The following is a 26,871-nucleotide window of genomic DNA, read 5'->3' on the forward strand; positions in this document are numbered from 1 at the left end:
GCTGATTCAGGCCGCCTGAAGGCGGAACTCCCGCCTATTCTGGCACTTTTACATCGTAGATATAACCGACGCCATGCACGGTGCGGAAGGAGTCGAGGGTCAAGTCGTGGCGCTTGTAGAGCTCGCGGATCTTAACAATGTATTGGTCCAGCGAGCGGCTGCGCACGTCGGCGTGGATGCCCCAGACGGAGTGGATTAAATTTTTACGTGTGAGCACCGCATTTGGATGGTCCGCCAGATAGGCGAAGATGCCTAATTCTTTACGGCCGATACTTTCGGTGGCGCCGTCGGGGAAGGTGACTTCCAACCGCTGCGGGTTGACTTCAGCGCCGCAGAATTCGAATGGTTTGTCGGTGATGGAGGCGTTTTGTGTGATGTTGCCGTCGTTGGTGGTTTCGGCGCGGCGCAGCACTGCGTTGATGCGGGCGATTAGCTCCGGAAAGCCGAAGGGCTTAGTGATGTAATCGTCGCCTCCCATTTCGAGCGCTTTCACCTTTTTGACCTCATCGTTCTCGCCGGTCAGGAAGATCACGGGTGTGGTGTTTCCTGAGTTGCGAAGGTCGCTCATTAGATTGAAGCCAGTGTCGTCGGGCAGATGCACGTCGAGCAAAATTAAGTTCGCGAAGTTGTTTTTCAAGAAGCGCTCTACGTGGGAGGCTTCGTGACATATCTGGCTTAACATGCCGGCGACTTCAAGCTGGGTCGCGATCAGCATAGCGAGATCTTTATCGTCTTCAGCGATAATGATGAGGGGCTTAGGTGTCTGGTTCATCGTATTATGATTGTGCCGCTAGATCGGCGAGCACTTCGCTCGCGTGGGCTTCCGGTTTTACTTTGTGATAGGCTTTCGTGATCATTCCGTTGGTGTTGATCAGAAAGGACATGCGATGGATGCCGTCGTAGATACGGCCCATGAATTTTTTTTCTCCATAGACGCCATAGGCGTGCGCCAGTTCAAGCTCTGTGTCGGCGATCAGGGGGAAGGGGAGGCTATACTTTTCTTGAAATTTATTGTGAGAGCGCTCGTCGTCCTGACTGACTCCGACGACTTTGAGCCCGGCCGCGGCAAATTCACTCCATGCGTCGCGAATCGCGCAGGCCTCTTTGGTGCAGCCCGGAGTGTCGTCTTTCGGGTAGAAATAGAGGAGGCAAGGCTGTTTTAAGTCCTCGAGTGTATATGTTTGTTCGTCTTCCATAAAATGGAAGTTAGGTGCCTTATCTCCGGCTTCGAGTGGTGTTGGTTTGCCCATTGTTCGTGTGAAAAGTTCTCTTCAGAATGTAAAAACTACTCACTTATAGGCCTTTTACAATTACTTATTTGTGTTGTCCAAGCGCAAAGACCTGTGCTTTTGCAAAATTTAATCTTGTGCCTGAATCGTCCTGCCTCAGCTTTTGCGGCTATGGAAAATACGCCATTACTCATGCTCGGTCTGCCTAAGGGCAGCCTACAAGACTCAACTATCAAACTTTTTGGTAAAGCGGGTTTCAATATTTCTGTGAGTTCCCGCTCCTACCGTCCGTCGATTGACGACGAAGAGTTGGACGGCCGCTTCGTGCGCGCCCAAGAAGTGAGCCGTTATGTGGAGCATGGTTATTTTGACTGTGGTCTGACTGGTCAAGACTGGGTTCGGGAGAATGACTCCGATGTGGTCGAAGTGTGCAGTCTGGTTTATAGCCGTGCCTCCAATAAGCGCTCGAAGTGGATCATTGCAGTGCCTGCAGCTTCGCCCGTGCAGACGGTCAAGGACCTGGAAGGAAAGCGTATCGCCACCGAGGTGGTGAATATCACGCGTCAATACCTGAAGGACAACGGCGTGAATGCCGAGGTGGAGTTCTCTTGGGGAGCCACCGAAGTCAAAGTGCCTGATCTTGTCGATGCCATTGTGGATTTGACCGAGACTGGAAACTCGATCCGCGCCAATAATCTACGTATTGTCGACACTCTACTTTATACCAATACTGTTTTGATCGCTAACAAGGCTGCTTGGGAGAACCCAGCGAAGCGTAAGAAGATCGAGAGTATTGCCATGCTGCTGCAAGCCGCATTGGAAGCGAATAGCAAGGTCGGTCTGAAGCTTAACATCGAAAAGTCCAAGCTCAACGATGTGCTGGCCGATCTACCTGCACTGCGCAATCCGACTATAAATCGTCTGACCGACGAGGCATGGGTCGCGATTGATACCATTATTGATGAGAAGGTTGTGCGTGAGATCATCCCTGAGCTGAAGAAGCGTGGCGCCGAAGGTATTATTGAGTATCCGCTCAACAAAGTTGTTTTCTAGTTTGCTTGGGGGCGCGAATCATCGCGCCCCTGAGTTTATTTGCTAATTTTTTATTTCGAATGAGTCCGTCCAACACCAGTCCGCGCAAAGTCCGTATTGCCCTCATTCAAGGGCGTGAGCAGGGCAGTGCTGCGGCCGATCTCGAATATACGATTGCGCGTATCCGTGAGGCGGCTGCAGTCGGGGCACAGATTATCTGCACGCAGGAGTTGTTTAATACACCCTACTTCTGCCGCACTCAGGATACGGCACTCTTCGATCTGGCGGAGCCCATTCCCGGAGCGACAACAGAGGCGCTCGAAGCCGTCGCGGCCGAGCTGGGGGTTGTCATTGTCGCGTCGCTCTTTGAGCGTCGCGCGGCGGGCGTGTATCACAATACGGCGGCGGTGATCGATGCCGATGGTCGCTATCTAGGGAAGTACCGCAAGATGCACATCCCGCAAGATCCGGGGTTTGAGGAGAAGTTCTATTTCACGCCGGGCGACCTTGGCTATAAGGTCTGGGATACCAAATTTGGTAGAATCTCGGTATTGATTTGCTGGGATCAATGGTATCCCGAAGCCGCTCGGATGGCAGCGCTTGCCGGGGCGGAAATTATCTTTTATCCGACCGCAATCGGTTGGCTGCCCGAGGAGAAAGCCGAGCTGGGAGTCGCTCAGCATACTGCCTGGGAAATGGTTCAGCGAGGGCATGCGGTGGCGAATGGTTGCTATGTGGCTGCGGTCAACCGCACAGGAATCGAGGGAGATACCGAGTTCTGGGGGCAAAGTTTTGTCGCCGATTTCTATGGGCAAATCGTCGAGCGCGCACCGGTCGAGAACGAGTATATCTTGATGGCCGATTGTGATTTAAAGGCGCTGGAGGATATGCGTCGCATCTGGCCCTTCTTCCGCGACCGCCGCATCGATAGTTATGCCGACGTTACGAAGCGAATGATCGACGAGTAGCGCTTCGCCGAGCCGCGAGCCCGCTGGGTTTTTATCAGCTGTTTTCTGAATCCGGCTCTGCAAAGAAAAGCAGTTCATTATGAAATCCTGATTCTAGCCAAAAGAGTCACCAGTTCATCTGACGCGGCAGGCTCGCTGGTTTCAAACTCCGACAAATATGGCTTCGGGTAGATAACCAGTCACCGTGAGGTTGGGCACGTTGACGACTTGGCTGAGTTTTAAGTCTAATACCGCGGAGCAAACTAAGAAAGCTTGCTCGGCTGACAGGTTGGCGCGCTTCATTATATAATCGATCGCCCGGCGGACTGCGTCCTGTGCATTCTGTTTTAAGTCGGGACCGCTGCAGACGAAGGCGTGGTAGCGCGAGCCGGCGTAGGCGGCTGGCGATAGGTCCGGCGTGGTGTAGATATAGGGTGCGTCGACTGAAACCTCTTGGTCGATACTGATGCGTAGTTTCACATCCATGGGCGCTTCGAGGCCGTTGATGGAGACCTCGCCGTCGCCTTGCGCGGCATGGGCGTCGCCTGCGCAGAGTTGAGCGCCTTCGACTAATACGGGCAGGTAGAGCGTGCTGCCTGCGGTGAGGTGCTTGACGTCCATGTTGCCGCCATAGGGGCCGGGGGGGCGTGTGCGGTAAGAGCCGGACTCGGCACGTTGCACGCCTAGGATGCCACAAAAGGGGTGTAGTGCGAGTTCGATGCCTGGCATGCTGTGGGTCTTGTCGCCTTCAAGTGTCCAGTGGTGTAGGTAAAAGTCGTCAAAGTCGTCGGGTAGGAAGCATTTCTCGGGATTGATGCTCTGCCAGGCCCAGCCTTTGTGAATGTATTCGAGGATTTCGATCTTTAAGGTGTCGCCGGGCCGAGCGCCTTTGATGGCGACGGGGCCGGTGAGTGCATGGATCAGATCGAAGTTAATTTTAACAAAGTCTTCGAGTGACTGCCCGGGATGCACTTGGCCGTCGCTGGAGTCTTCCATCTCAATGAGAATGCTGTCGCCGGATTCGATTTCAATGCGTGGGGCGATGCTGTTGTCCCAGGCATTATAGGTGATTGATTTGTCTAAGGTATGCATAAAAGTGGTTGTTGGGCGGTGTGGGTGACTGGCAGGTGAGAGCGTGCCGGTGCGTTTTCTGGGAACAGGTGGCAGCTCATTGAGTGCCATTTTCTGTAGGTTCTTTGGCAAATCTGCCGGAAATAAAGCCGGCGAGCACCAGCTGGGCGGGGTGGTAGCACATTAATGGAATTAAGACCGCGGCGGCATCGACTGTGCCGGGCGCGGCGGCCAGGATGGATGTGGTCAATGGTAATCCGGTGGCGAGCGACTTTTGGCTGGCGCAGTAAAATGCGGAGATGCGTTGTGCACGTGTCGGTTTGAGCCATGCTGAGCTCCACCAAACGAGTTGGCTGACTAGTAGTAAGACAAACACGGTGCTGCCGATCACTGCGAGAATTGAGCCACCGCTGAGCCCATCCAGAAAGCCGGAGCGGACGCTTTGGGCAAAGGCGCAGTGAACGATGAAAATAATGATCCAGTTACTCCAGGGCTTAGTGATTTTACAGATGCTAGCGGAGAGGACTGGTAGAGCCTTGCGGAATATTTGCCCTAGAATGAGTGGTAGAATAATGAGTGTGAATAACTTTGTGAATAAGGGAATAAGTGAGATGTTGGCCTCGGTCTCGGTGGCTAGATAGGTGACTGCCACAGTTGGAACTAGTAAGACTGAGAGCAGGTTAGAAAAGACTGTGGCAAAGATGGCATTTGCGGTGTTGCCCCCTGATACTGTGGAAAAGACCACCGCGGAGGATACCGTTGTGGGTAAAATCGCGAGTAGCCAAAAGCCTAAGCGTAGCTCCTCAGGTAAGATTAAGGCGAGCGGAAGCAGTAGTAAGCCGACTACGAGTGGGAATAATAGATAGTTCCACGACAGCACGAATGTGTGCAAACGCTTAGGCTTGTAGCCTGTGGTTAATTCACTGGTGGGCAGCGAGAGTCCTTGGAGTAGGAAAATGAGGCTGACCCCGATTTTAGTGGTCAATTCAGCATGCAGGATGCCTCCCTTGGCGCCAGGCTCTGGGAATAAAATGGCTAGCACCACACCGAGTAAGAGCCAGAGTGTGAATGCGTGCTTTTTTAAGTGTTTTTGCATACTTCGAGTAGGGCTAAGGGCACGCTGGGGTCGACATTATTAAATATGAACTGTATGCCGACAGACCGTTCCGAGTCGATCCATACGGGAACAGATAGCGCGGGGAGGCCGGCCAAACTCGCCGGGGTGGTGAGTTGGAGTGTCTGCTCTCGCAGTTTGGGCGTCGCTTGTTGCACTGGGATCGCAGGGCCGGGGCAGATCGGCATGGCAAGGTAGTCGTGCGTTTTGAAGTAATGTTTAAACCAGTCGCGCACACGCTCGAGTGTGTGCTGGGCTGCGTAAATTTCGGTTTCTGTCCAAGCCTGTCCTCTTAGTATACGCTCTTTCACGACCGGATCATAGTAGGAACCGTATTGTTCCAGCCAATCTTTGTGTAAAGTGTAGGCCTCCTGACTTTGCAGCACATTGAATGCACGCTGGCAAGGTTCCAGTAAGGCTCTTAGACTACGGAGGTCTTCGTTGGTGTGCAACTGCGCCTTTTGGCTGAATTGCAGCAGCGCACGCTGCGTTTCAGGCGCGACTAAGTCTTCCGGAAACAGTGCTGCACCGCGCAAGGGCTGCCATCGAGTGGGGGCGGTCTTTAGTTGAAACCAGGCTGCTAAGACTGTGGCCATTTCCGGTGCCGTGCGAGTGAACCAACCCATCGTGTCAAAACTCGACGCCAGTGGTAGGGCTCCTTGCATGAAGTAGTCGGGTGCCCAGCGTATGCCGTAGACGCCGCACCATGCCGAGGGCAGTCGAATGGAGCCGCCAGTGTCCGTGCCGAATGCGAGTGGTAAGCAGCCCGCCGCAACTGCATGGGCCGATCCGCTACTGGAGCCACCACTGAGACAGTGTTGGATGCGAGGATGGGGGCAGTCCCCATAGTGCGCGTTTTCACCAGAGAGGCCATAGGCGAATTCGTTCATCTGTGTTTTGGCCACGCAGCTGGCGCCTAAACTTTGCATGTGTTGCACGATTTGCGCATCACTGCTAGGGCGGTGCTTCAGTAGAGGCGGGAGAATTGATGAGGCATGTGTCGGATGTCCCCGTGTATCGAATAAATCTTTTACAGCATAGGGCAGCCCTGCTAATGGGGCGGTCTTCTCTATGGCAGATTCTATACTTTCTGGTATTGTGGCGCTGAATACTCTTGTATCGGTTATTCGAATACAATCAGATAGGTTGTTGTGAACTGTCTGTCGCCAGGCTGTCGTGTCGACCTCGCAAAGCGATTGCCATTCGTCTAGATTTAAGGCCTTCATTTATGTTAAGATTGCATGCATGTGACGCGGAGCGAATGCAAATTGAATGCCAATCAGTCATACTGGAGCGAAAAGCTCGCGAAGTCGCTTGTTTGCTCAATATGGTATTCTAAATGCTGTTTGTCGCGATCTATGTATGAACCCATATTGATGCGACTATGCAGATAAGCCGAATTATAACTCCCGATGGACCACGCTATGCAATCCTAAAGCCAGAAGGCTATAGAGTCTGTAGCGGCACGCCGCTATCTGGTTTGGTCGAGACTGATCAAGTCGTCACGAATCCTGACTTGTTGGCGCCAGTTGAGCCGACGACTGTATATGCGATCGGCCTCAATTATCGAGCGCATGCGATTGAAATGGATAAGCCGATCCCCGAGCATCCTGTAGTGACTATGAAAAGTCCCACTGCACTGTTGGCACCTGGCGGACAAATTGTTCTGCCGCGCTATTTGCCGAGCGATTCGGTTGATTACGAATGCGAGCTTGCGATTGTGATCGGTAAGACTTGTAAAAACGCCACTCAGGCGAATGCGTTGGAGCATGTGCTCGGCTATACCGCCGCCAATGATGTAAGCGCGCGCGATTGGCAAAAAATCTACAGCGGTGGTCAGTGGTGTAAGGGCAAGACTTTTGATACCTTTTGCCCATTGGGGCCGGTCTTAGTGACGCCAGATGAGATTGGAGATCCGGATGCGCTGCAGATTCGAACCGAGCTCAACGGCGAGGAAGTGCAGTGCTCGAATACCAGCGATATGATTTTTAGCGTTGCCGATTTAATTGTATTCCTGAGTGGCAGCACCACCTTGGCGCCGGGCACTGTGTGATCTTAACGGGCACGCCCACAGGAGTTGGCGTGGCGCGTAAGCCGCAGCGTTTTCTGCAAGCGGGCGATCAAGTTGTTATCGAAGTTGAAGGGATCGGTCGCCTGGAGAATACGGTGATCGAAGAGGTGACTTAAAGTGCCTTCTAAATACGATTATCTAAAGCTTTCCGAGCTGGGGCAGTATCGGAAGGGCACCTATTTTGGCTTCGCGAATGCCTTTGTCTGGATGATTGGGCTGGGGACGCCGATGGTGCTATTGTGTGAGAAATTGGGAGCAAGCACGACACAGGTGGGCTTGATTTACGCGGCCGTGTTTTTGCTTCTTCCGGTCCAGCTCGCTTCCACCGCCTTGCTGCCCATCCTAGGGTTTCGGCGTCAGATTCTTTGGGCTTGGGGCATTCGTGGCTTCTTTTTGGTTGTACCTGTCACGATTGTATATTGGGCGCCAGAGCAGCCGCCGGATTGGGTGCTGACGCTCTTTATCGCATCCATCTTTGGCTTTTGTTTTTTTCGCGCTATCGGCGCGACTGCTATGCTGCCTTGGATGTTTGATATCTTGCCTGAACGGATACGTGGGCGCTATTTCGCAACGGATGCCCTGGTGGTGGGGTTGGCGGGCGTGCTGACTCTGTTACTCAGTAGTTTATTATTTTATTTACTGAGTCCTTACAATGCGTTTCGAGTGCTGTTCACACTGACATTAATTGCAGCCGTCGTTAGCCTGTGCTTCTTACGTAACTTGCCCGACGGGCGTCGCCCCGTGGTGATTCCACTACGGCACTTTTTTAGCCGTGCGCCGAAGCTATGTTTCAGGCCGAGTCACTACCGGCGCTTCTTGCGCTTGCAGGTGGCGTATGGAGTTGCTGGATACGCTTTTACTCCCTTCTCTGTTTATTATTTGAAGACTGCCTTGGACTATAGCCAGAGCTATATTCTGGCGCTTATGGCGCTCCAGTTTGTGGGTATGTTTGGTGCGGCATTGGTGATTAAAGAGTGGATCGACCGCCTGGGCTCGAAACCATTCTTTGTTTTGTCCAACTTGGCGACCATCTCATTTCAAATTTATTGGCTCTTGATTATACTCTTCCCCGGGCGATTGGAGATGGCCTTGCCGCTGGTCTATTTGTTGGTGGGCTTTGCCGTTTCCAGTTTTCAGACGGCCACCAATAAATACCTCTCGCATGTGTGCCGACCAAGTGAGCGCACCTTGTCGGTCACTTTGTTCAGTGCGGTGGTTGGTTTTATTGGAGGTCTGGCTTCGACAGGATGGGGCATGGTGCTAAAGGATTCTGAGAGTGGCTTGATTGATACCCATCGCTTTTTGATCTACTTTGCTTTGGCGATCGCCTTGCAATTGGTACTGTTGAAGGGCTACATGAAAATTAAAAGTGCGCCGAGTTCTGAAGAAGCAATGCCACGGCAAGGTATGCTGGTGCGACCCTTCCGTTATTTAGTCACTTTTATTAATATGGTGGAGCCCCCCGCACGGCCTAGCTCGGGCCCGAGTAATAAGCCCGAGTAAAAAACTGATGTTTCGCAGCCGTTCCCTGTTTCGGCATGAAGTCTGCACGTTGAGTTTTATGATTCGACACCATCACACATCCGCTGCGCGCTTGTTCGCGCTGACTCTGTCGCTGCCGCTTGCATTCGGCGCTTTAACCAGTGCTTCGGCAGCTGAGGCTGAGGCTAAGTTGCTGATTGAGAATGCAACTATTATTCCTGTCGACGGTAGCGGTCGTTATTATGAGATCGGCTATGTGTTGATCGACGCAGAGGGCAAGATCGCTTCGGTGGGGGCGGGGCAGGCGCCAGATTCAATGAGTGCGGAGCAAGCGATAGATGCCACGGGTAAGATTGTGATGCCAGGCTTTTTGTCGGGGCATAGTCATCTGTATCAAAGCCCATTTCGCGGAATTGGTGCGCATCATAATTTGATGGGCTGGATCTATTGCTATCATCGCACTTATGGTCCGCATTATGATGCTTCGGATTTGTATTGGTTTTCTAAGCACGGCGCGATGGATTATCTAGGGCACGGGATCACTACGATCTATGATTGGACCTTGAACGCAGGGGGTAATACTGTTGACGAGTATGTCGACCTTTACCGTGGGAGTCTCGATTCGGGGGCGCGCATCATCTTCGGCTATGGAGTCGACCTAGATAAGAGCGCTGAAGAGAATCACAGTATGCTGGAACGCTACCTGGAGATTATTAAAGAAGAGGGGATCGATGCTTCGCATCCGCGCGTGCCTGCTGTGTGGATGGCGGGCTTAGGGCTTTTGAATGGGCGCGAGAGCACTTTGATGGAGATGTCGCTGGCCAAGGAATTTGATTTGCCGATTCAAGTGCACTACTTGGAAGATCCCGAGCCAAATTATACCAAGATTCAGCAAGGCCTATTTCCCGTTTATGATGAAGCTGGGATGATGGGGGCGAATTTGAATTTTGCACACTTCATTAATGTGACGGATCCGATTCTGGAACGTACGGGCGAGTCCGGTACCACGATGGTCTGGAACCCGCTTTCGAATGGTCGCTTAGCATCCGGGCTTGCAGATATTCCGCATTACGAAGAGATGGGCATTGAAGTCGGTATGGGGATCGATGGGCAAGCGAGTGCCGATATTTCGGACCCTTTTGAAAATATGCGCATGGGACTCTATGCCACACGCATGAAGTATCAGGATGCGACTATTATGATGCCTATCGATGTGCTGCGCTATCATACCATCGGCACCGCGCGTGTGCTGGGGATTGAGGAGCAAGTCGGTAGTCTCGAAGTGGGCAAGTGGGGCGATTTGATTTTGATTGATCCACGTAGTATGGAAACCAGCCCAGTGATTAATCCGATTGAACACGTTGTGCTCGCCTGCAGTGTGGCGAATTTGGAAACCGTATTCGTTGCGGGGGAAGCCGTGGTGGAACGTGGTGAATTTACCCAAGTCGATTACGAGGAAACCAAGAACGAAGTCACGCGCCGCGTGGCCCTGGTGCAGGCGAAGGTCGATGCCGACCATGCGGCACAAGATCCGAGTGTGATGGATCAAGGCCCCATCTTTCGCGGGTTGACCGAATATAAAGATCAGAAGCACTTCACCGAAGATCACGAGCATCCTACTTACGGAAAGCCGAAGGAAGTCGAGTAGGGAGAGGAGTTGAAAGGGTGTTATTGGTCCTGTCTGAGCTCTTGGCCGGCACGTTCGTCGTCGCTTTAGCGTAGGAGGATGTGCACGACGATTGCTCTGGTCATTACAGATCGAGCCAAATACTTACTGAGGCTGTAGGGGCGCGTGATCAATCCTTTAGACGGGTGCTTGACCTACTAACGCAGCGCATTTTTTTCAGGCACGCCTAATTGTCATTCTTCCTGCTAATTGCTGGCATGATTCGATTATCACCTCATTTTTCGATGCTATTGTTGGGCCTGTGCTCCTGCTGGATGCATTCTGAATTATCAGCAGAAGATCTCGCGACGTCTGCACTGACGCCCGTAACCTTCCAGGCAGATTGGTTCTCCAATGCTCAGTTTGCTGGATTTTTCTGGGCCGACGTGGGCGGTATTTATGCCGAGCACGGATTAGACTTTAGCTTCAGTCCATTTGAGTATGGCACTGATTTTATTGAAGATGTGGGCTCCGGCAAGGTGACCTTCGGCACCGCCGAGGCCTATATTTTGATGGATGCAGTGGCCAACGGCGCGGACTTAGTGGCGTTGGGAGCTGTTCTACGTGAGAGCCCTGCGGGCTATATTTATTTAAAGGAAAGTGGCATCGAAGGCGCCGCCGACTTAAAGGGAAAGCGAGTGGGCATTCATGCCTACACGGATGAGCTGTTTAAGTTCTTCGTCGCCGCCGCCGGCCTACCGGAGGGCTCCGTCGAGCCCGTCAAAGTGCAGCATAAAATCGAAACCTTGTTGGATGGATCGGTGGACCTCCATCAAGGCTATGCGATTGATGAAATGCTGCGATTACAATCCATGACGGATCAGCCCGTGGGGACTCTGTTATTTGAAGACTTGGGCATGCCGATGTATTCGATGGTGATCTACAGTAGCCGCAAATATGTGGAGGCCCATCCTGAAGTCGCAAAGGCCTTTGTCGCGGCCTCGGCTGCTGGCTGGGAGCGTGCCATGAGAGCGCCCGAAATTGCTGCTTTGATAGTGAATGGACCCTATGCCAGTGAGGAAGTTGACGCAGCCATGGTGCCCGTCCAGGCTAAGGCATTAAAGCCATTTGTCATGAAAGAGGGCCATCACACCTTATCGATGACCAAGGCTAAGTGGGCGGCGATGCAAAAAAACTACCTAGAGACAGGTATGATTAAGCAGGCGATCGATTTAGATAAGTTCTTGGAATTTTCCTATTCAGATTTGAAGTGAGATTTACATCTCACTTCGGCTGATTTTTACGAAGGCATCCAGCAAGCGGGCACGCACGTCTGTCATGATGTACGTTGCTTGAGGTTGCTGTGCTCGCTTGGAAACTGTCTCATAAATATGCTAGAATATATTTGTGTGGAGGTGGGGACCTCTCGCCGAGAGGTCCGCTCGCGCATTGAGTCCGAAAATCGTCGGGTCGTGGATGGTTCAGCGCTCCTCCTTGTTGAACGGACGCCATGGCAAGGCAACCCCTACCAATAAAGGCTTTGCTTTAGGTTGCGTACGCTTGTCATGCCCGAAGGGGCTGATGACTCGGCTGACTGATCAAGTGCAGACGTCCGCTGAGCGAACACGCCACGATGCTTCGCCTCTACTCGCTCGGTAAAAACTCTGCGGTCATGACATCTTTCGCTGTGATTGTATCTGCTTCGATGACTTCGAGTTCCACCAATTGATCAATCTGCTTCTGGAAACGTTCGGCTGTGATTTCCAGGTAATCGGCAAAGAAGCCTGCGCTCGGATTGCCGCGGTGTAGCTTTTCGGTGATGATTTGATTACGAGACCAGGCTAAGTATTCAGGCGTCACCTTGGGGTTGATCTTTAACATGATCTCGTGCGCCGGTGTCGGATCGCCTTCGACATATTCGATATAGCCTTTCTTGAGCGCGCGTAGTAGGGCCTTGAGCTCTTCTGGGTGCTCGCGCGCAAAGCGTTTGTTGGTGAAGAGCGAGGTGTAGGCATCGAAGCCCGCGTCCCATACATAAAGATACTTGAGATCGACACCTTGCTGTTCGACGTAAAATGGCTCCGCGATGTAGAAGCCCTGTTGAATGAAACTCGGATCTTGAATTAGGCGCTGGAGTTGAAAGTTTTGCGGGATCACTTCGAGCGTGATATTGTATTGCTTTTGCACATACGGAAGGAAGGGCCATTCCGGGCGAGCCATGATGGTTTTCCCGTCGAGTTCCTTCCATTCAGTGATCGGGTTGCTGGCGTGCAGCATCATGGCGCTAGGATCTTGCTGGAAGACGGCTGCGATGTTGATGAGTGGGGCGCCATTGGCAGTCGCCATGACTACGCTGGTGCTGTCAGCTTGGCCGACTTGAGCGATGTTGGCGCCCACTTTGTTGAGTGAATAGGAGCCCGTGCCTCCTTGAACCAGAGTGACGTCAAGGCCTTCCTCTTCAAAGTAGCCGAGTGCCTTGGCCGTGTAGAGTCCGCCATGTTCAGGTTCGGCCACCCAGTCGAGTTGGATGGAGAGCGGGAATAGGCCATCTTGCGCGCTGCTATCTGCTTTTTCTGAGCATCCCAGATATGCAACAAGTGAGGCCGCGCAGAGGCTAAGGGAGGTAATTAATTGTGTTTTATTCATCATTTGGTTGGAGTGAGATTCAATAAAAAAAGGGCGGACGGAATAATCCGTCCGCCCTGGAGAGTTTAGCTAATGCTCCGTTTAGAACATGTATTTGAACGATACTGTGTAAGTGCGTTCGGGTGCCTTAGTGGTTAGTGTATTCGCCCCGAATGTGGGGTCACTGCCGTAGAAGTAATCTTCGTTGGTCAAGTTATCGATGTTCAAAGCAATTTCCCATTTCTCAGTTGTATACTTAGCGCCTAAGCTAGAGATAAGCGCGGCAGGAAGCTCGATGTTGTGGTCAAAGCTAGAGTAGAATTCTTCCTGCCATGTGACACCGCCGTTGACTTGAAAGCCATTGTGAAAGTCGTAGATGCCGAATAGCTTAACAACTTGTTGCGGTGTGCCTGGATAGACTAGGTCGGTATTCGATGCGGGGACTGGGTCGCCACCGACGACGAGTGCGCCGCCGTAGAGTGCCCAATCTTCTTCAGATGCAGGTCCAGTTCTGTAGCCTAAAGGTGCCATACGACGCACTTCTTGCCATGTGTAAGAGCCGATCAATGTTAGGTGGTCAGTCACTAACCATGTGATTTCGGCTTCGACACCTTCACCTTCGAGTGTGTTTGCGGTGTTTTCACGAGAACTGAATGAACTTTGCTCCCATTCATAGTAAGCCAGTGAAGTGAAGAGCGAGCCTTCAAGGAAGCTTGTTTTGATGCCGACCTCCCAAAGGTTATTTTCTTGGAAGTTTTCAGAGCTTGTGATGACGCCTGCTTGGCTCGGCGCGACCGATGTGCCTTCTTGGTAATTTGCATACAGGAAGACATCATCGATGAGTTCGAAATTAAGACCAACGCTCCAGTTGAAGAAGTCTGTGTCGCCACTGCCTTCTTCGTGGCCGTCTTTAGTCGCTGCCCATTGAGATGCGCTGTAGTAGCTAGGTCCGTCGACTACGGATGGCACGCCGACGTCGTAGTCTGCATATTCGTAGCGTGTCGAGCCTAATAGACTTAGACGATCTTCAAAGAACTTGGATTGGCCGCTTAGGAAAGCTGCCAGTTGTGTCATTTCGGATTCACCGTTAGCGCCAATACCCCAACGTCCCCATTGGTTGTATCCGCCGATTGGTGAGTCACCCCCAGACAGCACAATTGTGTTGGACGAGATGGTGTCTTGCGTGATGTCGCGACGGCTGAAGGGTTCGTCCCAGTAATCAGATAGTTGCATCGCCTCGCTGTAGCGAATGCTGGCACCATAGGTGATTGTAGTGTTCGGGATCAACGCGCGGTCAGTTACAGTGGTTTTTAATTCTACAACATCTTGCTCGGATTCAAATGCATAGCCGTATGACGAATTCTTTTCTGTTTCCATGTGTTCGAACAATCCCTTAACTGTGATTGTGCGATCTGGATCAGAGTCGAATACGATATCGCCGAATAGAACTAAGTCATTCGAGTTTGCGTAGTCACCCGGGTCGGAGAGGACTTCATTACCATCGATTTTTTCAGTGAGTACCTCGCCTCCATTTTGGAAGTAAGCTTGCGTGTAGACATACTTATCCTCAGTGGCATCGTATGTCATGAAGCCAATGAGAGCTGGGTCAATTCTGGCAAGGGCTACATCAGCTGTTATTGCGAGTGCTGTAGTTGAGCTGATCTGGCTGCGATCTACAGTGCCATACCAATCGCTGCTAGTTGCACTGAGTGGTTCACCAATGACATATTCACCGTCATCGATGAGCTCTTGAGTTGGGCGATTCCAACCTACGTTCTCATTCGACTTGTAGTCGAAATATTCACCGCCTAAGAATACAGAAACACCATCTTTAGGGCGGAATTTGATCGCACCATAAACGGATGTGTAGTCGTTGAAAACATCGTCGTAATAGCTTTCACCATCTTGTGTGGTGATGGATATGCGGTAGGCGGCAGGGATGTCGCCGGGGAGTAGGAAGGGGGCGCCATAGTCGGCCGAAAGCGTTTTGCGTCCCCAGTTGTCGAGTTCTAATTCAATGGACCCTTTTTCTTCGTCGAAGAAAGGAGACTTCGGAATCAAATTCACGAAACCACCAATCTTTGTGGTTGTGAAGTCAGCCGGTGCGGGCCCCTTGACTACTTCGATCGCTTCAAGTGAGCCGAAAGAAAGTGGCATCTCATTACGATTGTAGGCGCGCAGCATGCCGTTGATGAATGTGCCGCCCTTGACGCCGCGAATTGTGGGCGCACCCGCAAGCCCGTAGTAGTTGACGGTTTGTGTGCCGGCGCCGATCTTTTCTAGATCGTCCAAATCATTGATGCCGAACTGATCCATCAGTTCTGGCGAGATTAGTGTCACGGATCTAGGCACTTCCAGCACGCTGGTGGCGTCGTTGAACAAGCCTGAAATGGCTCGGTCAGTTGGAAGTACTGTATCGTTGAGTGCGGCTGCACTTTCTTCAGCGATAAACATTTCCAGTTCTGGAAGTTCTTCTGTGTCAGTGCTTTCTTGCGCTTGAAGGCCCGGGTAGGCTATCGGTGTTAGAAACAGCATTGACAGCAATGCTCTATTTTGCGTTATCTTCATGTGTGGTATGGTTGTTCTTGTTTAGTTTGTTGGTAGTCGAATCATCGTCACTCTGAGCAACAGCCATGCCACAATTTGATTTTTCTAATTTGATTGAACATAATTGCTTATTCTGGGTCGAATTATGCGATGTTCTGTTGTGAGGATCGGTTCTGCTTTCCTCTAGGCATTGAGCACAGTGTTGTTTTTCTTTTATGAAAAGAAGTGCTGTTTTTATGGCTCACTTTTCTTTGTGGGATAGTAGTCGGACGGTTGCTTCAAGCCCTTATGAATACTGTCTTCTAGTATTGCTCTTTCTTGTTCTTAGGTGCGTTGGATTTTAAGTGGGCGGAAGTCTAACGTTAGGATATTTGCATTGTAGGCAGTTTCGTTTGTCGGTGCGCCTCTACTTCGCGACACACTTTGGAGGGGGGCTCGGCTTCTGATATGAGAGATCCGCCAGGCCGTAATGCGGGTGAAATTTGTTTATGAATCTTTTTGTGCAAATCATCTGGTTAATGAGCAAAGATGGACACAATTAGATCATTTCGCTCAAAAGTTCATATATTAGTGGTTACTGGATTCAGGTGCCCAACTGCCGTAGCTGCCGGGCTGGTAGTTTTGCAATTTGCCTGGATTGAGTAAGCCCTTGGGGTCGGCGTAGTCTTTGACAGCTAGTTTGTCGTCGAGATCATGAATGTGCATGCCTTGGTCGAGGTAGGGAGTGTGGGCACTGCCGGTGGGGACTCCGATGCTTTGCATAAATTCGCGCATTTCGGTGAAGCGCTCGGGGGTGGTGTAACGGAAGATCGTGAGACAGGCGTAGATCGGTTCGTCTTGGGTGTAGTCACGCAAAATCTCCAAGTGCCACCAGAGCTCGTCGGGGAACTTTTCTTTGATCGCGAGCATCTTCTCTTTGTAGTTTGTGGGATCGAAGCGATTGGCCATATAGGAATAGCTTGGGTCAAATTTGAGGGCCCATAGTGTGGTGTGATTGTAAGTGAAATCCGAATACATGGGCGCTTTGCGCGGTTCATGTGGTTCGATCTCGTGCTGCACGGATAAACCGCGCTCAGCGACCAATGCCTTGAAGGCTTCGGATTGGCTTTCTTCAATTTCGAAAAAGATTAGATGTGAGTCGCTGCGGATCCATTTCTTCAGGCCCTTGAAATAACTGGGGATTGGCCATTCGTGGACGCTGATGAGACGCTTGTTCCAGGTTTTATCATCCGCCATCTCGACGGCAAATTCCATTAACGCCCACCAGTCTTCGCTGGTCACCATGATCTGTCGCCAATCAGCTTTGGGCGCGAGACGTAGGGTGATGCGAGTGGAGATGCCGTTGGTACCATAGGTGTGGTGCACCTTGCGTGTTTCTTCCTCTTCCAGGCGAAATTTTCGAGGTGGGTTTTCTACGGTGAGTAAGTCGACTGCTTTGATGGTGCCAGCTTCTTGTAGGCGTCCCCATGTGACAGATCCGATGCCGCCGGATCCGCCGCCGATATAGCCGCTGAGGGTGGAGCGTACCCATGTGGATGGGTAGCTGCGTAGTTCCCAACCTTCTTTGCGCACGGCGTTTTCGAGTGTTTGGATGCGGACGCCTGCCTGTGCTTCGACCCAGCCGTCACCGATTTCAATGATTTCGTTGAGCCCGTTGATGTCGATCAGCACGCCACCTTCAAAGGGGGTGCATTGACCGTAATTGCCAGTGGCTGCGCCGCGAATCGTGACCGGCACTTCCTCGGCGACACAGGTGGCAATTATTTGCTCCAGTGCTTCTTCGCTTGTGACTTTGACCACAGCGTCGGCTCGCTTGCTGGCGAGTGACTCTTTGAGAAAGGGCGAATACCAGGCGTAGTCGCGTGAGAGCTTGAGCGTGGATGCTTCGCTGGTGATGAGTTTGTCTTCGCCGACGATGTTCGCCAGTTTTGATAGGAAGTTTGCGTTGAGTTCCATTGCTGCCGAAGTGCTGTCGGACGGTTTAATTATTCAATGACCATTGCCTGAACGTCGGCAGGTAGGTATTGGGTTGGTGCTAATTCGTGAGCGTCGACGGCTGTTTCGATGACGCCGACTTCAAGTAAGTTATCGATGAGCCCTTGCACGCGTTTGGGTTGAATCAGGCCGGTTTGGTCCTCGGGTTCATTGCCTTCAACCAGATGATTTTCGAGCATCGCGTTGACGCTATAATTGAGGAATTCTTCGGTCATCTTGGGGTGCAGTTGAGTGATGAGGGCATTCGCCTTTTCCCGAGGGCCTGCCATGTAAGATTTCCAGCCCTTGTTGCTGGCAGCGACGAAAGCTTTTACGATGTCTGGATTCTTCGCGGCGTATCCGCGGCTAGTGAAGATCACTCGATAGGGATCATATCCACTGTCTGCGATGAGGAGTGTCTTCGCGTTGGCACCTTCTTTTTTAATGTAATAGGGCTCGTTGGTGATGAAGCACTGTTGCACGAAATTGACGTCTGCTAAGAAACGGCTCATTCCAAAGTCCAGGGGGACCAGGTTGATGCTGATGTCGAAGCGTTTTTCGAGAAAGCGGATCATGGCAGCGCCTGGTGTGGCCATCACAGTGCGTCCATCCAAGTCTTTGAAGCTATTGATACCGCTCTCTTCGTGAACGAGTAAGGCTTGTGGATCGTGTTGCATGAGTGCGGATACGATCACGAGTGGCAGTTGGTTAGAGGCGTGTACAATAATGTCGTCGGCACGGCCAATTCCAAATTCAACACTTTGGCTGACTACTTTTTGTGTGCCCATCGCGTTGGGGCCGCCTTGCTGAATGGTGACGTCCAGGCCGACTTCTTCGTAGTAACCTTCCACTACAGCCTGGTAAAAGCCGCCATGTTCCGCTTGTGCATACCAGTCCGTTTGCAAGGTGATGGGAATTAATCCGTTTTCAGCAGTTTCTTTCTCTGTGCCACAGCCTGTGAATAAAAGACTGGCCGAGAGCAACGTCGCGAGTGGATACAATAGTTTATTTTTCATGATACGAAGTGTTTGAGATTATGTGTTTTCAACTTTGCGCGCGGAGTCGTGCCAGTCCTTGAGTAGATACCAGTGCAGCCAATTGACGCATCCCACGAAGACGAAGCCTAGCATACAGGCAACTAGTGCGGTGGCGAAGAGCTCCGGGATCTTGAGTTGTGAGTTGTAGAGGATGACCATGTAGCCAATGCCTCCGACGCCCCCTTGTGAGCTGCCGGCAAATAAGTCGCCAGAGATCGCTCCAATGGGAGCGAGGGTGCCTGCGATTTTCATACCAGTTAAAAAGTAGGGCATGGCAAAGGGCACACGTAAGTGTAAGATTTCTTGTGCTTTAGTGGCATTGCTCATCTCGAAGAGATCGAGCAAATTGCGATCGGTAGAGACCAGTCCCATGGTGGTGTTGGCCACTACGGGAAAGAAGCCGATCATGAATGTAATGGCTGTAATACTTGGCAGCCCTTGTCCCATCCACAATACAAAGATCGGCGCGAGTACGACCACGGGTGTCATTTGCAGCACCAATACCCAAGGATAGAGTGCTTTTTTGACCCAGACTGCGGAGGCGAGTAGCATCGAGAGCGCATAGCCGACGGAGACCGCAGCCACGAAGCCGATGAGTGCCGAGAGAGCTGTCTGTCTAGTCGACTGCCAGAGTGCTTCACGTTCGCTCCAAAGAGCCGAAGTAATCTGATGCGGGAAGGGAATGATGATGCGCTGTACGTCGTAGCCTACGGAGCGGCCATATAGATAGCTGATTAAATACCAGATCCCTAGGATTATCGCGCCGGATGTAATGGGAAGTAGTGCGGATTGAATCTTTTTTGAAGTCGTGGCCATGATGTTTTTTAGTGTACGGTTCGGATGGCATTAGAGACCTTCGCCACGTAGTTGAGATAGGCAGGGTCTTCGCGTAGTTCTGCGTTTCTTTCTTTGGGCAAATCGATTTCGATCACCTGAGAGATGCGTCCTGGATTTGCGGAAAGTACGACGACTTTATTGGATAGGAATACCGCTTCAGCGGCTGAGTGTGTGACGAAGAATGCGGTCCATTGGTCACGTGCGTGAATGCGCAGTAAGTCTTCGTTTAGATTGTCGCGCGTCATCTCATCGAGAGCGCCAAATGGTTCGTCGAGCAAGAGCACGCGCGGTGCTAAGGTAAGCGCTCGTGCAATTGAGACACGCATCCGCATGCCGCCGGAGAGCTGCCATGGGAATTTGTCCAGGGCATGTGAGAGATTGACCAGCTCCAGCATCTTGCGTGCAGTCTCTACTCGGCGTTCTGTTGATTCGCCCCGAAGTTTGAGTGGCAATTCTGTATTTTGCTGCACGCGTTTCCAGGGCAAGAGGTTGGCTTCCTGGAAAATGAAGGCCATTTCCTCACGGGCATTTTTAGGATTCATTCCATCGACCACGACTTCGCCTTCGCTGAGGGAGTGGAGGCCGGCAATGATTTTGAGCAAGGTAGATTTGCCGCAACCGCTGGGCCCGACCAAACTAATGAACTCGCCTTTGGATGCTTGAAAATTGATGTCTTCCAATACGGTCGTCTCACCAAACCGCTTGTGGGCTTGGGTCAATTGGACCATTGGAATGTTATTACTTTTGGTAGTCATAGAGAGGACGCGTCATTCACAAGGTTGGAAGTTTGAGCCGCGAGGGGCGCACCGTGTCGTGGTAGACTGTTTGTCGGGCGCGCTTAAATTGGCTTTGATTGAGCAGGCCTAAGCGATCTGCTTTGGTGTTGGGATGGCGTGCGATGAGTGGGAAGGCCGAACTGGCGATGTCGAGGCGCAGTTGATCGCCTGTCGGAATGCAGACTGCGGTGGCATCGAACTTCAGCTTTAACTTGTAAACATCATTGTCGCCGATTGCTATAGGATTGGTTGCTGCGGCGGCCATACAGAGGAAGGTGGCGCTGCCATCGGGGCGTAGCCATGAGAGACGTGCGACGAAGTCGGTGGCCTCGGCGGTTGTGCCGACACTGAGCTCCAGTTCGGCGTGTCCGACGATTGTTTGTTCGCGGGTGAAGGGGGCGCTATCGTAAACGAGGATGTTGTTGCCTTGTTGCTGCGCCTTTAAATCCACGGGGCCCCAGACTGGGATGAAGCCACCAGGGGCGGACACTGGCACTTCAGGGTCGTAGGCGAAATGGTCGGAGGGTGAGTCTGAGGCGGCTTCTGCTAGCAGTTGTCCATCGCCAAAGCTACTATTCGCATTGCCACCTGAGCTTAGGTGGTAGTCGATGCTACTGCTATTCGGCGGCCAGTGAGACGCGGTTTGCCAGCAGTTTTTGCCGAGCACAAAATATTGAACCCCTTGGTGCTTGGCGTCGCCGCGGCCAAGTTGTGCGTTGAAGAATTCGACCAGCATGGCGTCTGTGTTGATGCGTAGAGCGTCACCAAAGTCGCGCCCATTCATCCATCGTTCCCACGGGATGTGTTTCCATGGGCCAAAGAGAAAGAAGTCCTTGGAGCTGTCTTTCCTGCATTGGTAGGCGAGTGTGCTGCCTTCAGAGTAGAAGTCGTAGTAACCGGCTAGATGGAAGACGGCGACTTCTGACTCGGCGAGCGCCTGGGTGCAGTCGAGAGTTTGCCAGTAATCGTCGTTTTCTGTGTGAGCCATCCAATCGACGGCATAGCTAGGGATGTCGTCGGCGCTGAGCGGTTCGGCGCTGGCGAGTGGAAACTGCTGCGTGAGCTCTTTAAAGTTGCTGTAAGACTTTTCCAGTGCAGCTGCGCTCTCCGTCGCTCCGCGGCGCCATGCGTCTTCGCGTAGCATTTGGTTGCCCCAGCTGAGTGTCGTGGCCAGGCGCAGGATGCCGTTTCTGTAGAACCAGCCATTGTAGAGATCGGCGGCAGCCATGTGGGGGGCGATGGCCACCAAGGCCTTCGGCTTATCCTTTAGCACCGCCAGCTGCGTGTATGCCTGATAGGAAAAGCCATACATGCATACCCGGCCGTCGGCGCCGTCTAGTTGAGCGGCCCATTCAATCGTCTCGCGGCCATCGGCTGCTTCGTTGCGAAAGGTGTAGAAGTCGCCTTCGGATTCTCCACGGCCGCGGACGTCTTGAATGACGACAATAAACCCGGCTCGTGCAAAGTATTCAGGTTGTGCATACACAACAGTGGATGCAATCTCGCGTCCGTAGGGCTGACGCATTAACAATACTGGTTGCGCCAGCTCACTGGGGACTCGGTAGATGTCGCTGCTAAGTTGAGTGCCATCGGATAGCACCATACTTACATTGCGCTCCACCGAGACGTCGTAGTCTTGTGAATTCATTTTAAATAGATCGGCCAGGGCCTGCGAATGCAGGCCCTGTGCCGTGGTCGTTATGAAGCTGTGTGCTTCAGGGTAGTTTGCTTACTGACATCGTTATCGGCGGTGCTGCGTTCTGAGCTGGTAGGGAGAAGCCAGCACTGCCAGGCGATTGATGTTTAAACTTCTGCAGTCGCGAGTGGGTTATGTTTGTATGAGGCCATCTTGCCTGGGTTCATTAGACCCTTGGGATCGGCGAGATCTTTCAGCGCTTGCTTTTCCGATAGGTCGGGATGTGCGCCGCCTCCTTCCATCGTGTAGGTGTGTGGATTGGCCACAGCCACACCAATGGATTCACAGAAGGCGATGATTTCGTTGAGTCGTTCTTCAGTTGTGTAGCGAATCAATGGAATGCCCCCGATGGAAACGCCCGGCTTTTCTGTTCTGAATTTTGAATTACCGAGTGTCATTTCAATGTGTATCAATACTTCGTCGCCGTATTTATCTTTCAGCTTCTTGAAGTTGCCATTGAAGTCCTCGCCAAACCCGCACTGCAAATAGGTGATGCTCGGGTCGGCTTTAATCGCCCAGAGTGTGGTATGGTTCCATGTGTAGTCGGTGATAAATGGTGGCTTGGGTGGACTGCCAAATGGCTTGGAGAAAACATGTTCAATGCCCGCTGCCTTGGCCGATGCGATAACTTTTTCCGCGCATGCTTCGTCCACCATGAAGAAGGTGGTGTGCTTGTCCGCAGGTATATGCTTTCTGAGTGGTTTGAAGAAATTGGAGATCGGATTTTCGAATACGGATACCAAGCGCTTCGGAATGCTGTCGTCGCAGGCAACTTCGTAGGACCAGTCGAGCAGTTCCTGCCAGTCGTCGTGCACGAAGATTAGCTGCTCCCATGGGAACGCTTGTGCTAGGCGCATTTCAACTTCGACCATGATGCCAGTGGTGCCATAGGTATGGAGCGCTTTAATGGCATCGCGCTCTTCCAGCTTAATAAACTTTGGCTCGGCCTCCATTGTCATGATTGTGACCGATTTTACATTGTCCTTATAGGCGATGCCGCCGTTCCTGATCGAACCGATACCCCCCGAGCCTCCACAGAGGAAGCCACCGATGGTACTGATGATCCAGGTCGATGGCATGCAGGGCATTTCGTAGCCTTTTTCGCGGGCCGCGATCTCGATCTTGCGAATGGTCGCGCCCACTTCTGCATGCACGACGCCATCTACACTGAAGATGGTATTCATGCCCGAGATGTCGATGACCGCGCCGCCGTAGAGTGGAATTAATTGGCCGTAGTTGCCGGAGCCACCGCCGCGTACGACGAGTGGAATGTTGTGCTCATAGAGGTAGGCGACTGCCTCTTTCAGTTGCTCTTTGCTTTTGACCAGCAAGGCCACTTCAGCTCGCTTGTCTTCAAGCATCTCCTTTAATACGGGGGAATACCAGTAGAAGTCCTTTGAGTATTTTTCGGTCTTTTTGCCGGTAATTACTTGGTCTTCACCTAGAATCGCTTGTAGCGCTTCTAGGTTTTCAGTCGTGACTGAGGTACTGGTTATTGGTGTCGAATCAATTGTCATTCTGTGCTCTTAGCATAATCATTGCCATTCGGGTGCACTGCGCTCGATTTTTTTATATTGTGGTTTTGTCGGATGCGAATCGCTCGGATAAAAATGAATTTCTGCGGTGCGCTGGTATGCACTATGCTAAGCGGTGGCATGCTATCTATTCATCTATTTAATCGATTGCGGCGTGTACGTGCATTCGTTTTTCCACTACTGTTGCCGTCGCTGCTTGTGTTGCTGTTGCCTGTCAGTGTGCAGGCCGCTTATGTTGATAAGGCTGATCTGACTGGTGATTTAATTGTGGAATTAGCCAGTGACCCTGCGCAGGATTTTGTCATACAGCGGGATGCGCTCTATGATATGGGGGTGAAGACTGAAGCTGTTTATATCCCATATTTAAAGAAGACTATTCAATGCACGGTCTTGCCGCTCGCAGCTATACTTGATGCGTATCCAGAGTTTGATGCAGCATTTGCGTATTGTTACGATGGATACATGTCTTATTATACATCTGAGTTTATTGCTGAGTATGATCCTTATGTTGTACTGGACTTAGAGGGGAATGAGCGGGGGGATATGCAACTGGAAGGCACTCCCGATATGGGCCCATTTTATATTACTTTTGCGAAACAGTTGACTGCGGGGTCGGAGGAGATTCTCGACCCTGCAAATAAGCGGCCATTCGGTGTGTATAAGCTCAAACTGGGGAGTCAGGAGAGTTTAGTCGGGCCCTTGTTTGAGGCGCCCTTCGACACGATGGATGCGAACGCGCAAGCGGGTCGTGAGATCTGGATGAATAATTGCATGAGCTGCCATTCCTGGGATCCTGTGGGGCCCGGTGGTAACCTTTCTAATCGAATTGTAAAAATTGTTTCGATGCACGCGAAATATAATAAACAATATTTTCACGACTTTGTGAAAGACCCTCAAGTGACGATGCCAGATTCAAAAATGCCGAAGCATCCCCACTATAGCGATGAAACCATTGAGCAAATCCGCCAATTCCTGACCCATGTTCCCAATTAATAAATTTGAATTTTTCGGTGCCGCGCTTGCGTTGAGCACTTCACTTTTTTGTAGTTGCGCCTCTTCTGAAAAAAGCGCCAACAGCCCCGCAGTTGCTTCGGTCTCTGAATTAACACCGGTACGCGTGCAGTTGGACTGGATTTATAATGCACAGTTTGCAGGCCTGTTTCAGGCGGTCGAGCAGGGGTATTATGCCGATGTTGGCTTCGAGGTCAGTATTCTGCCAGGTGTCGGCGCGGACGAGATTAAGCTGGGCGATACGCGTGAGCCAGTCTTTAGCTTCGGTTCGACCGAGAGCAATGTGCTGATCGGCAAAGTCGCCGAAGGGGCGGATGCGGTTGCGATCGGTGCGATGTTTCAAGATAGTCCGATGGGCTGGATGTATTTGAAAGAGGGACCCATCGAATCCTTTGAGGATTTGGTCAACGTGCGCGTGGGCATTCATGCCGATGGTGCGCGAGTCATCGCTCTGCTGCTGGAGCAGCAAGGGGTGGATGCTAGTGGGCTGGAGACTTTTGCCGCTAGCTATGATCCTCAGCAGCTCTTAGATGGTAAGGCCGATGCGTTGCAATGTTACTATATCGATGAGTTTGTGAAACTGGAGCAAATGGTCGGCGATCGTGCGGGGGTTTTTCTGGCGCGTGACTATGGCTACCGTGCGTATTCGCAAGTGATGTACACCTCCGGACTGACGGCTACGGAGCATCCGCAAGTTGTGGCAGATTTTTTAGCCGCGACCAAGCGCGGATGGGAATATGCCTTCGCGCATCAGGAAGCCACGATTGATTTGATTCTTTCGAAGTATAATCCAAAGCTCGAGCGTGACTATCAGATTCGTTCGCTGGCAAAAGTTGAGGAGTTGATGGTGCCTGAGCCAGGAGCCTTATTCCGTCCGATGGACCCCGAAGTCTTGAAGGCAGGCCAAGCGCACTTGTTGAAATATGATTTGATTCCAGAAGCAGTCGATATCGATGCGCTCTTGGTGCAACAATACCTCCCTTAATGATCCCCAATGACTGAAAGTATTTTAAAAAATGCGCGTATTCCGCGCAGTCTCTCACCTTTTCCTCAAGGAGAAAGTGTACTCGTTGATTGTGATATCCGCATACAGGATGGCTTGATCACAGCTGTCGATCCCGCTGGTTCAGGCCATGCCAGTGAAGCAGCCTCGGTGAATGACTTGCAGGGGCGCATTGTGATGCCCGGCTTCTTGGATGCCCACGTGCATATCGATAAGGCCTTTACCTGGGATCGTGCACCTAATGTGCGTGGCGAGTTCTGGGATGCGATTGAATTGCTCAGCAAGGATAAGGAGAATTGGACAGCCGAAGATCTCTATCGGCGCGGGACTTTTGCGCTTCGTTGTGCTGAGGCGCACGGAAGCGTGGCGCTACGCACCCATGTCGATACGGGGCTGGATTGGGGCGAGGTCAGTCATGATGCCATGCAAACCTTACGCCAAGAATGGGCGGGCCGGATCGATTTACAGACAGTCAGTCTGTGTGGGATCGAGTCATACCTGGAACCTGCCGGTCGGCGCATTGCGGAGTGGACGCTGAAGCATCCGAACGCGCTGCTGGGAGGGATGCCGCAAATGAATCCGGACTTGGATAAACAGTTGCGCTACTTTTTCGATCTCGCAGCCGAGATGGGCGTGGGTGTTGATTTACATGTGGATGAAAATGGCAATGCCGAGGCGGAGTGTTTGCGACATATTGCTCAGATTGTTTTGGAGAAAGAATTTCCACACCCTGTCACTTGTGGCCATGTTTGTAGTTTGGCCGTGCAAGATGCGGAGCGTGCGGCATCCACGATTGATCTGGTGCGGGAAGCCGGAGTGCAGATTATTTCGCTGCCACTGTGTAATTTGTATTTGCAAGGGCGCCCTACGGAGACGGGGCACCGCGGTACGCCGCGCTGGCGCGGCGTGACACTTTTACATGAATTGCATGATGCCGGTGTGACGACGGCTTGCGCTAGCGATAATGTGCGGGACGCCTTTTACGCGTGGGGTGATTTTGATATGTTTGAAGTCTTTACGCAAAGTATTCGTATCGCTCATCTTGATACAAAACCCGCTGCAGCTTGTGCGATGGTGACTTCCGGACCAGCTGCGATTATGGGGCTTTCTCAATACGGTAAAATTGCAGTTGGCATGGATGCCCGAATGGTTGCTTTCGCGGCGAAGAGTTTTAATGAGTTACTCTCGCGCCCCAATCAAACACGCGAGTTGATCGGTTATCATTCAGATGCGAGCAGTGTGCCTGCATACGATGAGCTCTGATGCATTTGGTATACT

The 26,871-nt window shown here is 51.8% G+C and carries 23 protein-coding genes; 10 read left to right on the plus strand and 13 right to left on the minus strand.

Annotated features, from left to right (window positions below):
- Positions 1-34: 34 nt before the first annotated feature.
- The gene (locus SH580_RS14105; RefSeq protein WP_319831488.1) at positions 35-772 is read right to left on the minus strand and encodes a response regulator transcription factor; all 738 of its coding nucleotides are present in this window, start codon (positions 770-772) and stop codon (positions 35-37) included.
- 4 nt (positions 773-776) lie between these two features.
- Positions 777-1,250: a thioredoxin-dependent thiol peroxidase gene (gene bcp / locus SH580_RS14110; protein WP_319831489.1), complete on the minus strand. Its 474-nt coding sequence runs from the start codon at positions 1,248-1,250 to the stop codon at positions 777-779.
- 150 nt (positions 1,251-1,400) lie between these two features.
- Between bcp and hisG the strand changes: the two genes are divergently transcribed.
- Together hisG and SH580_RS14120 are read left to right on the plus strand one after the other, a co-directional pair.
- Positions 1,401-2,282 (plus strand): ATP phosphoribosyltransferase, encoded by an 882-nt coding sequence (gene hisG, locus SH580_RS14115; RefSeq protein WP_319831490.1) that lies wholly within the window; start codon positions 1,401-1,403, stop codon positions 2,280-2,282.
- Positions 2,283-2,341: 59 nt separating this feature from the next.
- Positions 2,342-3,229, plus strand: coding sequence for a carbon-nitrogen hydrolase (locus SH580_RS14120; RefSeq protein WP_319831491.1), 888 nt, complete (start codon positions 2,342-2,344; stop codon positions 3,227-3,229).
- 141 nt (positions 3,230-3,370) lie between these two features.
- On the opposite strand, the gene SH580_RS14125 is transcribed toward SH580_RS14120, so the two are convergent.
- From SH580_RS14125 to SH580_RS14135, 3 genes are read right to left on the minus strand one after another with little or no spacing between them, the layout of a single operon-like run.
- On the minus strand, positions 3,371-4,390 hold the full coding sequence (locus SH580_RS14125; protein WP_319831492.1) for an acetamidase/formamidase family protein: 1,020 nt from the start codon (positions 4,388-4,390) through the stop codon (positions 3,371-3,373).
- On the minus strand, positions 4,377-5,375 hold the full coding sequence (locus SH580_RS14130) for a bile acid:sodium symporter family protein (protein ID WP_319831493.1): 999 nt from the start codon (positions 5,373-5,375) through the stop codon (positions 4,377-4,379). Before SH580_RS14130 ends, SH580_RS14125 begins: the two co-directional genes overlap by 14 nt.
- Complete coding sequence (locus SH580_RS14135) at positions 5,360-6,619, minus strand: amidase (protein WP_319831494.1); 1,260 nt, start codon at positions 6,617-6,619, stop codon at positions 5,360-5,362. The genes SH580_RS14130 and SH580_RS14135 overlap by 16 nt, the downstream gene beginning before the upstream one ends.
- Positions 6,620-6,777: 158 nt before the next feature.
- Between SH580_RS14135 and SH580_RS14140 the strand changes: the two genes are divergently transcribed.
- The 5 genes from SH580_RS14140 to SH580_RS14160 all read left to right on the plus strand — a co-directional run bounded on the left by SH580_RS14140 (position 6,778) and on the right by SH580_RS14160 (position 11,826).
- On the plus strand, positions 6,778-7,446 hold the full coding sequence (locus tag SH580_RS14140) for a fumarylacetoacetate hydrolase family protein (protein WP_319831495.1): 669 nt from the start codon (positions 6,778-6,780) through the stop codon (positions 7,444-7,446).
- Positions 7,443-7,580 carry a fumarylacetoacetate hydrolase family protein gene (locus SH580_RS14145; RefSeq protein ID WP_319831496.1) on the plus strand — a complete coding sequence of 46 codons (138 nt, stop codon included), beginning with the start codon at positions 7,443-7,445 and terminating at the stop codon, positions 7,578-7,580. The genes SH580_RS14140 and SH580_RS14145 overlap by 4 nt, the downstream gene beginning before the upstream one ends.
- A gap of 1 nt (position 7,581) precedes the next feature.
- Positions 7,582-8,967 carry an MFS transporter gene (locus SH580_RS14150; RefSeq protein WP_319831497.1) on the plus strand — a complete coding sequence of 462 codons (1,386 nt, stop codon included), beginning with the start codon at positions 7,582-7,584 and terminating at the stop codon, positions 8,965-8,967.
- Positions 8,968-9,025: 58 nt separating this feature from the next.
- Entirely contained in the window at positions 9,026-10,594 is a 1,569-nt protein-coding gene (locus SH580_RS14155) for an amidohydrolase family protein (protein ID WP_319831498.1), read from the plus strand.
- Positions 10,595-10,887: 293 nt separating this feature from the next.
- The gene (locus SH580_RS14160; RefSeq protein ID WP_319831499.1) at positions 10,888-11,826 is read left to right on the plus strand and encodes an ABC transporter substrate-binding protein; all 939 of its coding nucleotides are present in this window, start codon (positions 10,888-10,890) and stop codon (positions 11,824-11,826) included.
- Positions 11,827-12,196: 370 nt separating this feature from the next.
- Here SH580_RS14160 and SH580_RS14165 read toward each other — a convergent pair whose 3' ends face one another.
- From SH580_RS14165 to SH580_RS14200, 8 genes are all read right to left on the minus strand, one after another.
- Positions 12,197-13,201 (minus strand): ABC transporter substrate-binding protein, encoded by a 1,005-nt coding sequence (locus SH580_RS14165; RefSeq protein WP_319831500.1) that lies wholly within the window; start codon positions 13,199-13,201, stop codon positions 12,197-12,199.
- Between the two features lie 78 nt (positions 13,202-13,279).
- Complete coding sequence (locus tag SH580_RS14170) at positions 13,280-15,745, minus strand: TonB-dependent siderophore receptor (RefSeq protein WP_319831501.1); 2,466 nt, start codon at positions 15,743-15,745, stop codon at positions 13,280-13,282.
- Between the two features lie 546 nt (positions 15,746-16,291).
- Complete coding sequence (locus SH580_RS14175; protein WP_319831502.1) at positions 16,292-17,680, minus strand: FAD-binding oxidoreductase; 1,389 nt, start codon at positions 17,678-17,680, stop codon at positions 16,292-16,294.
- Between the two features lie 29 nt (positions 17,681-17,709).
- Entirely contained in the window at positions 17,710-18,714 is a 1,005-nt protein-coding gene (locus SH580_RS14180) for an ABC transporter substrate-binding protein (protein ID WP_319831503.1), read from the minus strand.
- 18 nt (positions 18,715-18,732) lie between these two features.
- Positions 18,733-19,551 carry an ABC transporter permease gene (locus SH580_RS14185; protein WP_319831504.1) on the minus strand — a complete coding sequence of 273 codons (819 nt, stop codon included), beginning with the start codon at positions 19,549-19,551 and terminating at the stop codon, positions 18,733-18,735.
- A gap of 8 nt (positions 19,552-19,559) precedes the next feature.
- Positions 19,560-20,300 carry an ABC transporter ATP-binding protein gene (locus tag SH580_RS14190; protein ID WP_319831505.1) on the minus strand — a complete coding sequence of 247 codons (741 nt, stop codon included), beginning with the start codon at positions 20,298-20,300 and terminating at the stop codon, positions 19,560-19,562.
- Positions 20,301-20,343: 43 nt separating this feature from the next.
- The gene (locus SH580_RS14195; protein WP_319831506.1) at positions 20,344-21,996 is read right to left on the minus strand and encodes a CocE/NonD family hydrolase; all 1,653 of its coding nucleotides are present in this window, start codon (positions 21,994-21,996) and stop codon (positions 20,344-20,346) included.
- 155 nt (positions 21,997-22,151) lie between these two features.
- Positions 22,152-23,561: an FAD-binding oxidoreductase gene (locus tag SH580_RS14200; RefSeq protein ID WP_308983907.1), complete on the minus strand. Its 1,410-nt coding sequence runs from the start codon at positions 23,559-23,561 to the stop codon at positions 22,152-22,154.
- A gap of 93 nt (positions 23,562-23,654) precedes the next feature.
- Here SH580_RS14200 and SH580_RS14205 point away from each other — a divergent pair, with 93 nt between their 5' ends.
- The 3 genes from SH580_RS14205 to SH580_RS14215 are packed head-to-tail and all read left to right on the plus strand — an operon-like array spanning position 23,655 to position 26,856.
- On the plus strand, positions 23,655-24,572 hold the full coding sequence (locus SH580_RS14205) for a c-type cytochrome (protein WP_319831507.1): 918 nt from the start codon (positions 23,655-23,657) through the stop codon (positions 24,570-24,572).
- Complete coding sequence (locus SH580_RS14210) at positions 24,559-25,575, plus strand: ABC transporter substrate-binding protein (protein WP_308951457.1); 1,017 nt, start codon at positions 24,559-24,561, stop codon at positions 25,573-25,575. Before SH580_RS14205 ends, SH580_RS14210 begins: the two co-directional genes overlap by 14 nt.
- A gap of 9 nt (positions 25,576-25,584) precedes the next feature.
- Entirely contained in the window at positions 25,585-26,856 is a 1,272-nt protein-coding gene (locus SH580_RS14215; RefSeq protein WP_319831508.1) for a cytosine deaminase, read from the plus strand.
- Positions 26,857-26,871 lie beyond the last annotated feature (15 nt).

Source organism: Coraliomargarita algicola (assembly GCF_033878955.1).
GTDB lineage: Bacteria > Verrucomicrobiota > Verrucomicrobiia > Opitutales > Coraliomargaritaceae > Thalassobacterium > Thalassobacterium algicola.

Excerpts from the sequence above, each read along its gene's own strand:
- SH580_RS14105 (WP_319831488.1), bottom strand. The coding sequence starts at position 772 with ATGAACCAGACACCTAAGCCCCTCATCATTATCGCTGAAGACGATAAA.
- bcp (WP_319831489.1), bottom strand. The coding sequence starts at position 1,250 with ATGGGCAAACCAACACCACTCGAAGCCGGAGATAAGGCACCTAACTTC.
- hisG (WP_319831490.1), top strand. The coding sequence starts at position 1,401 with ATGGAAAATACGCCATTACTCATGCTCGGTCTGCCTAAGGGCAGCCTA.
- SH580_RS14120 (WP_319831491.1), top strand. The coding sequence starts at position 2,342 with ATGAGTCCGTCCAACACCAGTCCGCGCAAAGTCCGTATTGCCCTCATT.
- SH580_RS14125 (WP_319831492.1), bottom strand. The coding sequence starts at position 4,390 with ATGGCACTCAATGAGCTGCCACCTGTTCCCAGAAAACGCACCGGCACG.
- SH580_RS14130 (WP_319831493.1), bottom strand. The coding sequence starts at position 5,375 with ATGCAAAAACACTTAAAAAAGCACGCATTCACACTCTGGCTCTTACTC.
- SH580_RS14135 (WP_319831494.1), bottom strand. The coding sequence starts at position 6,619 with ATGAAGGCCTTAAATCTAGACGAATGGCAATCGCTTTGCGAGGTCGAC.
- SH580_RS14140 (WP_319831495.1), top strand. The coding sequence starts at position 6,778 with ATGCAGATAAGCCGAATTATAACTCCCGATGGACCACGCTATGCAATC.
- SH580_RS14155 (WP_319831498.1), top strand. The coding sequence starts at position 9,026 with ATGATTCGACACCATCACACATCCGCTGCGCGCTTGTTCGCGCTGACT.
- SH580_RS14160 (WP_319831499.1), top strand. The coding sequence starts at position 10,888 with ATGCATTCTGAATTATCAGCAGAAGATCTCGCGACGTCTGCACTGACG.
- SH580_RS14165 (WP_319831500.1), bottom strand. The coding sequence starts at position 13,201 with ATGATGAATAAAACACAATTAATTACCTCCCTTAGCCTCTGCGCGGCC.
- SH580_RS14170 (WP_319831501.1), bottom strand. The coding sequence starts at position 15,745 with ATGAAGATAACGCAAAATAGAGCATTGCTGTCAATGCTGTTTCTAACA.
- SH580_RS14175 (WP_319831502.1), bottom strand. The coding sequence starts at position 17,680 with ATGGAACTCAACGCAAACTTCCTATCAAAACTGGCGAACATCGTCGGC.
- SH580_RS14180 (WP_319831503.1), bottom strand. The coding sequence starts at position 18,714 with ATGAAAAATAAACTATTGTATCCACTCGCGACGTTGCTCTCGGCCAGT.
- SH580_RS14185 (WP_319831504.1), bottom strand. The coding sequence starts at position 19,551 with ATGGCCACGACTTCAAAAAAGATTCAATCCGCACTACTTCCCATTACA.
- SH580_RS14190 (WP_319831505.1), bottom strand. The coding sequence starts at position 20,300 with ATGGTCCAATTGACCCAAGCCCACAAGCGGTTTGGTGAGACGACCGTA.
- SH580_RS14195 (WP_319831506.1), bottom strand. The coding sequence starts at position 21,996 with ATGAATTCACAAGACTACGACGTCTCGGTGGAGCGCAATGTAAGTATG.
- SH580_RS14200 (WP_308983907.1), bottom strand. The coding sequence starts at position 23,561 with ATGACAATTGATTCGACACCAATAACCAGTACCTCAGTCACGACTGAA.
- SH580_RS14205 (WP_319831507.1), top strand. The coding sequence starts at position 23,655 with ATGAATTTCTGCGGTGCGCTGGTATGCACTATGCTAAGCGGTGGCATG.
- SH580_RS14210 (WP_308951457.1), top strand. The coding sequence starts at position 24,559 with ATGTTCCCAATTAATAAATTTGAATTTTTCGGTGCCGCGCTTGCGTTG.
- SH580_RS14215 (WP_319831508.1), top strand. The coding sequence starts at position 25,585 with ATGACTGAAAGTATTTTAAAAAATGCGCGTATTCCGCGCAGTCTCTCA.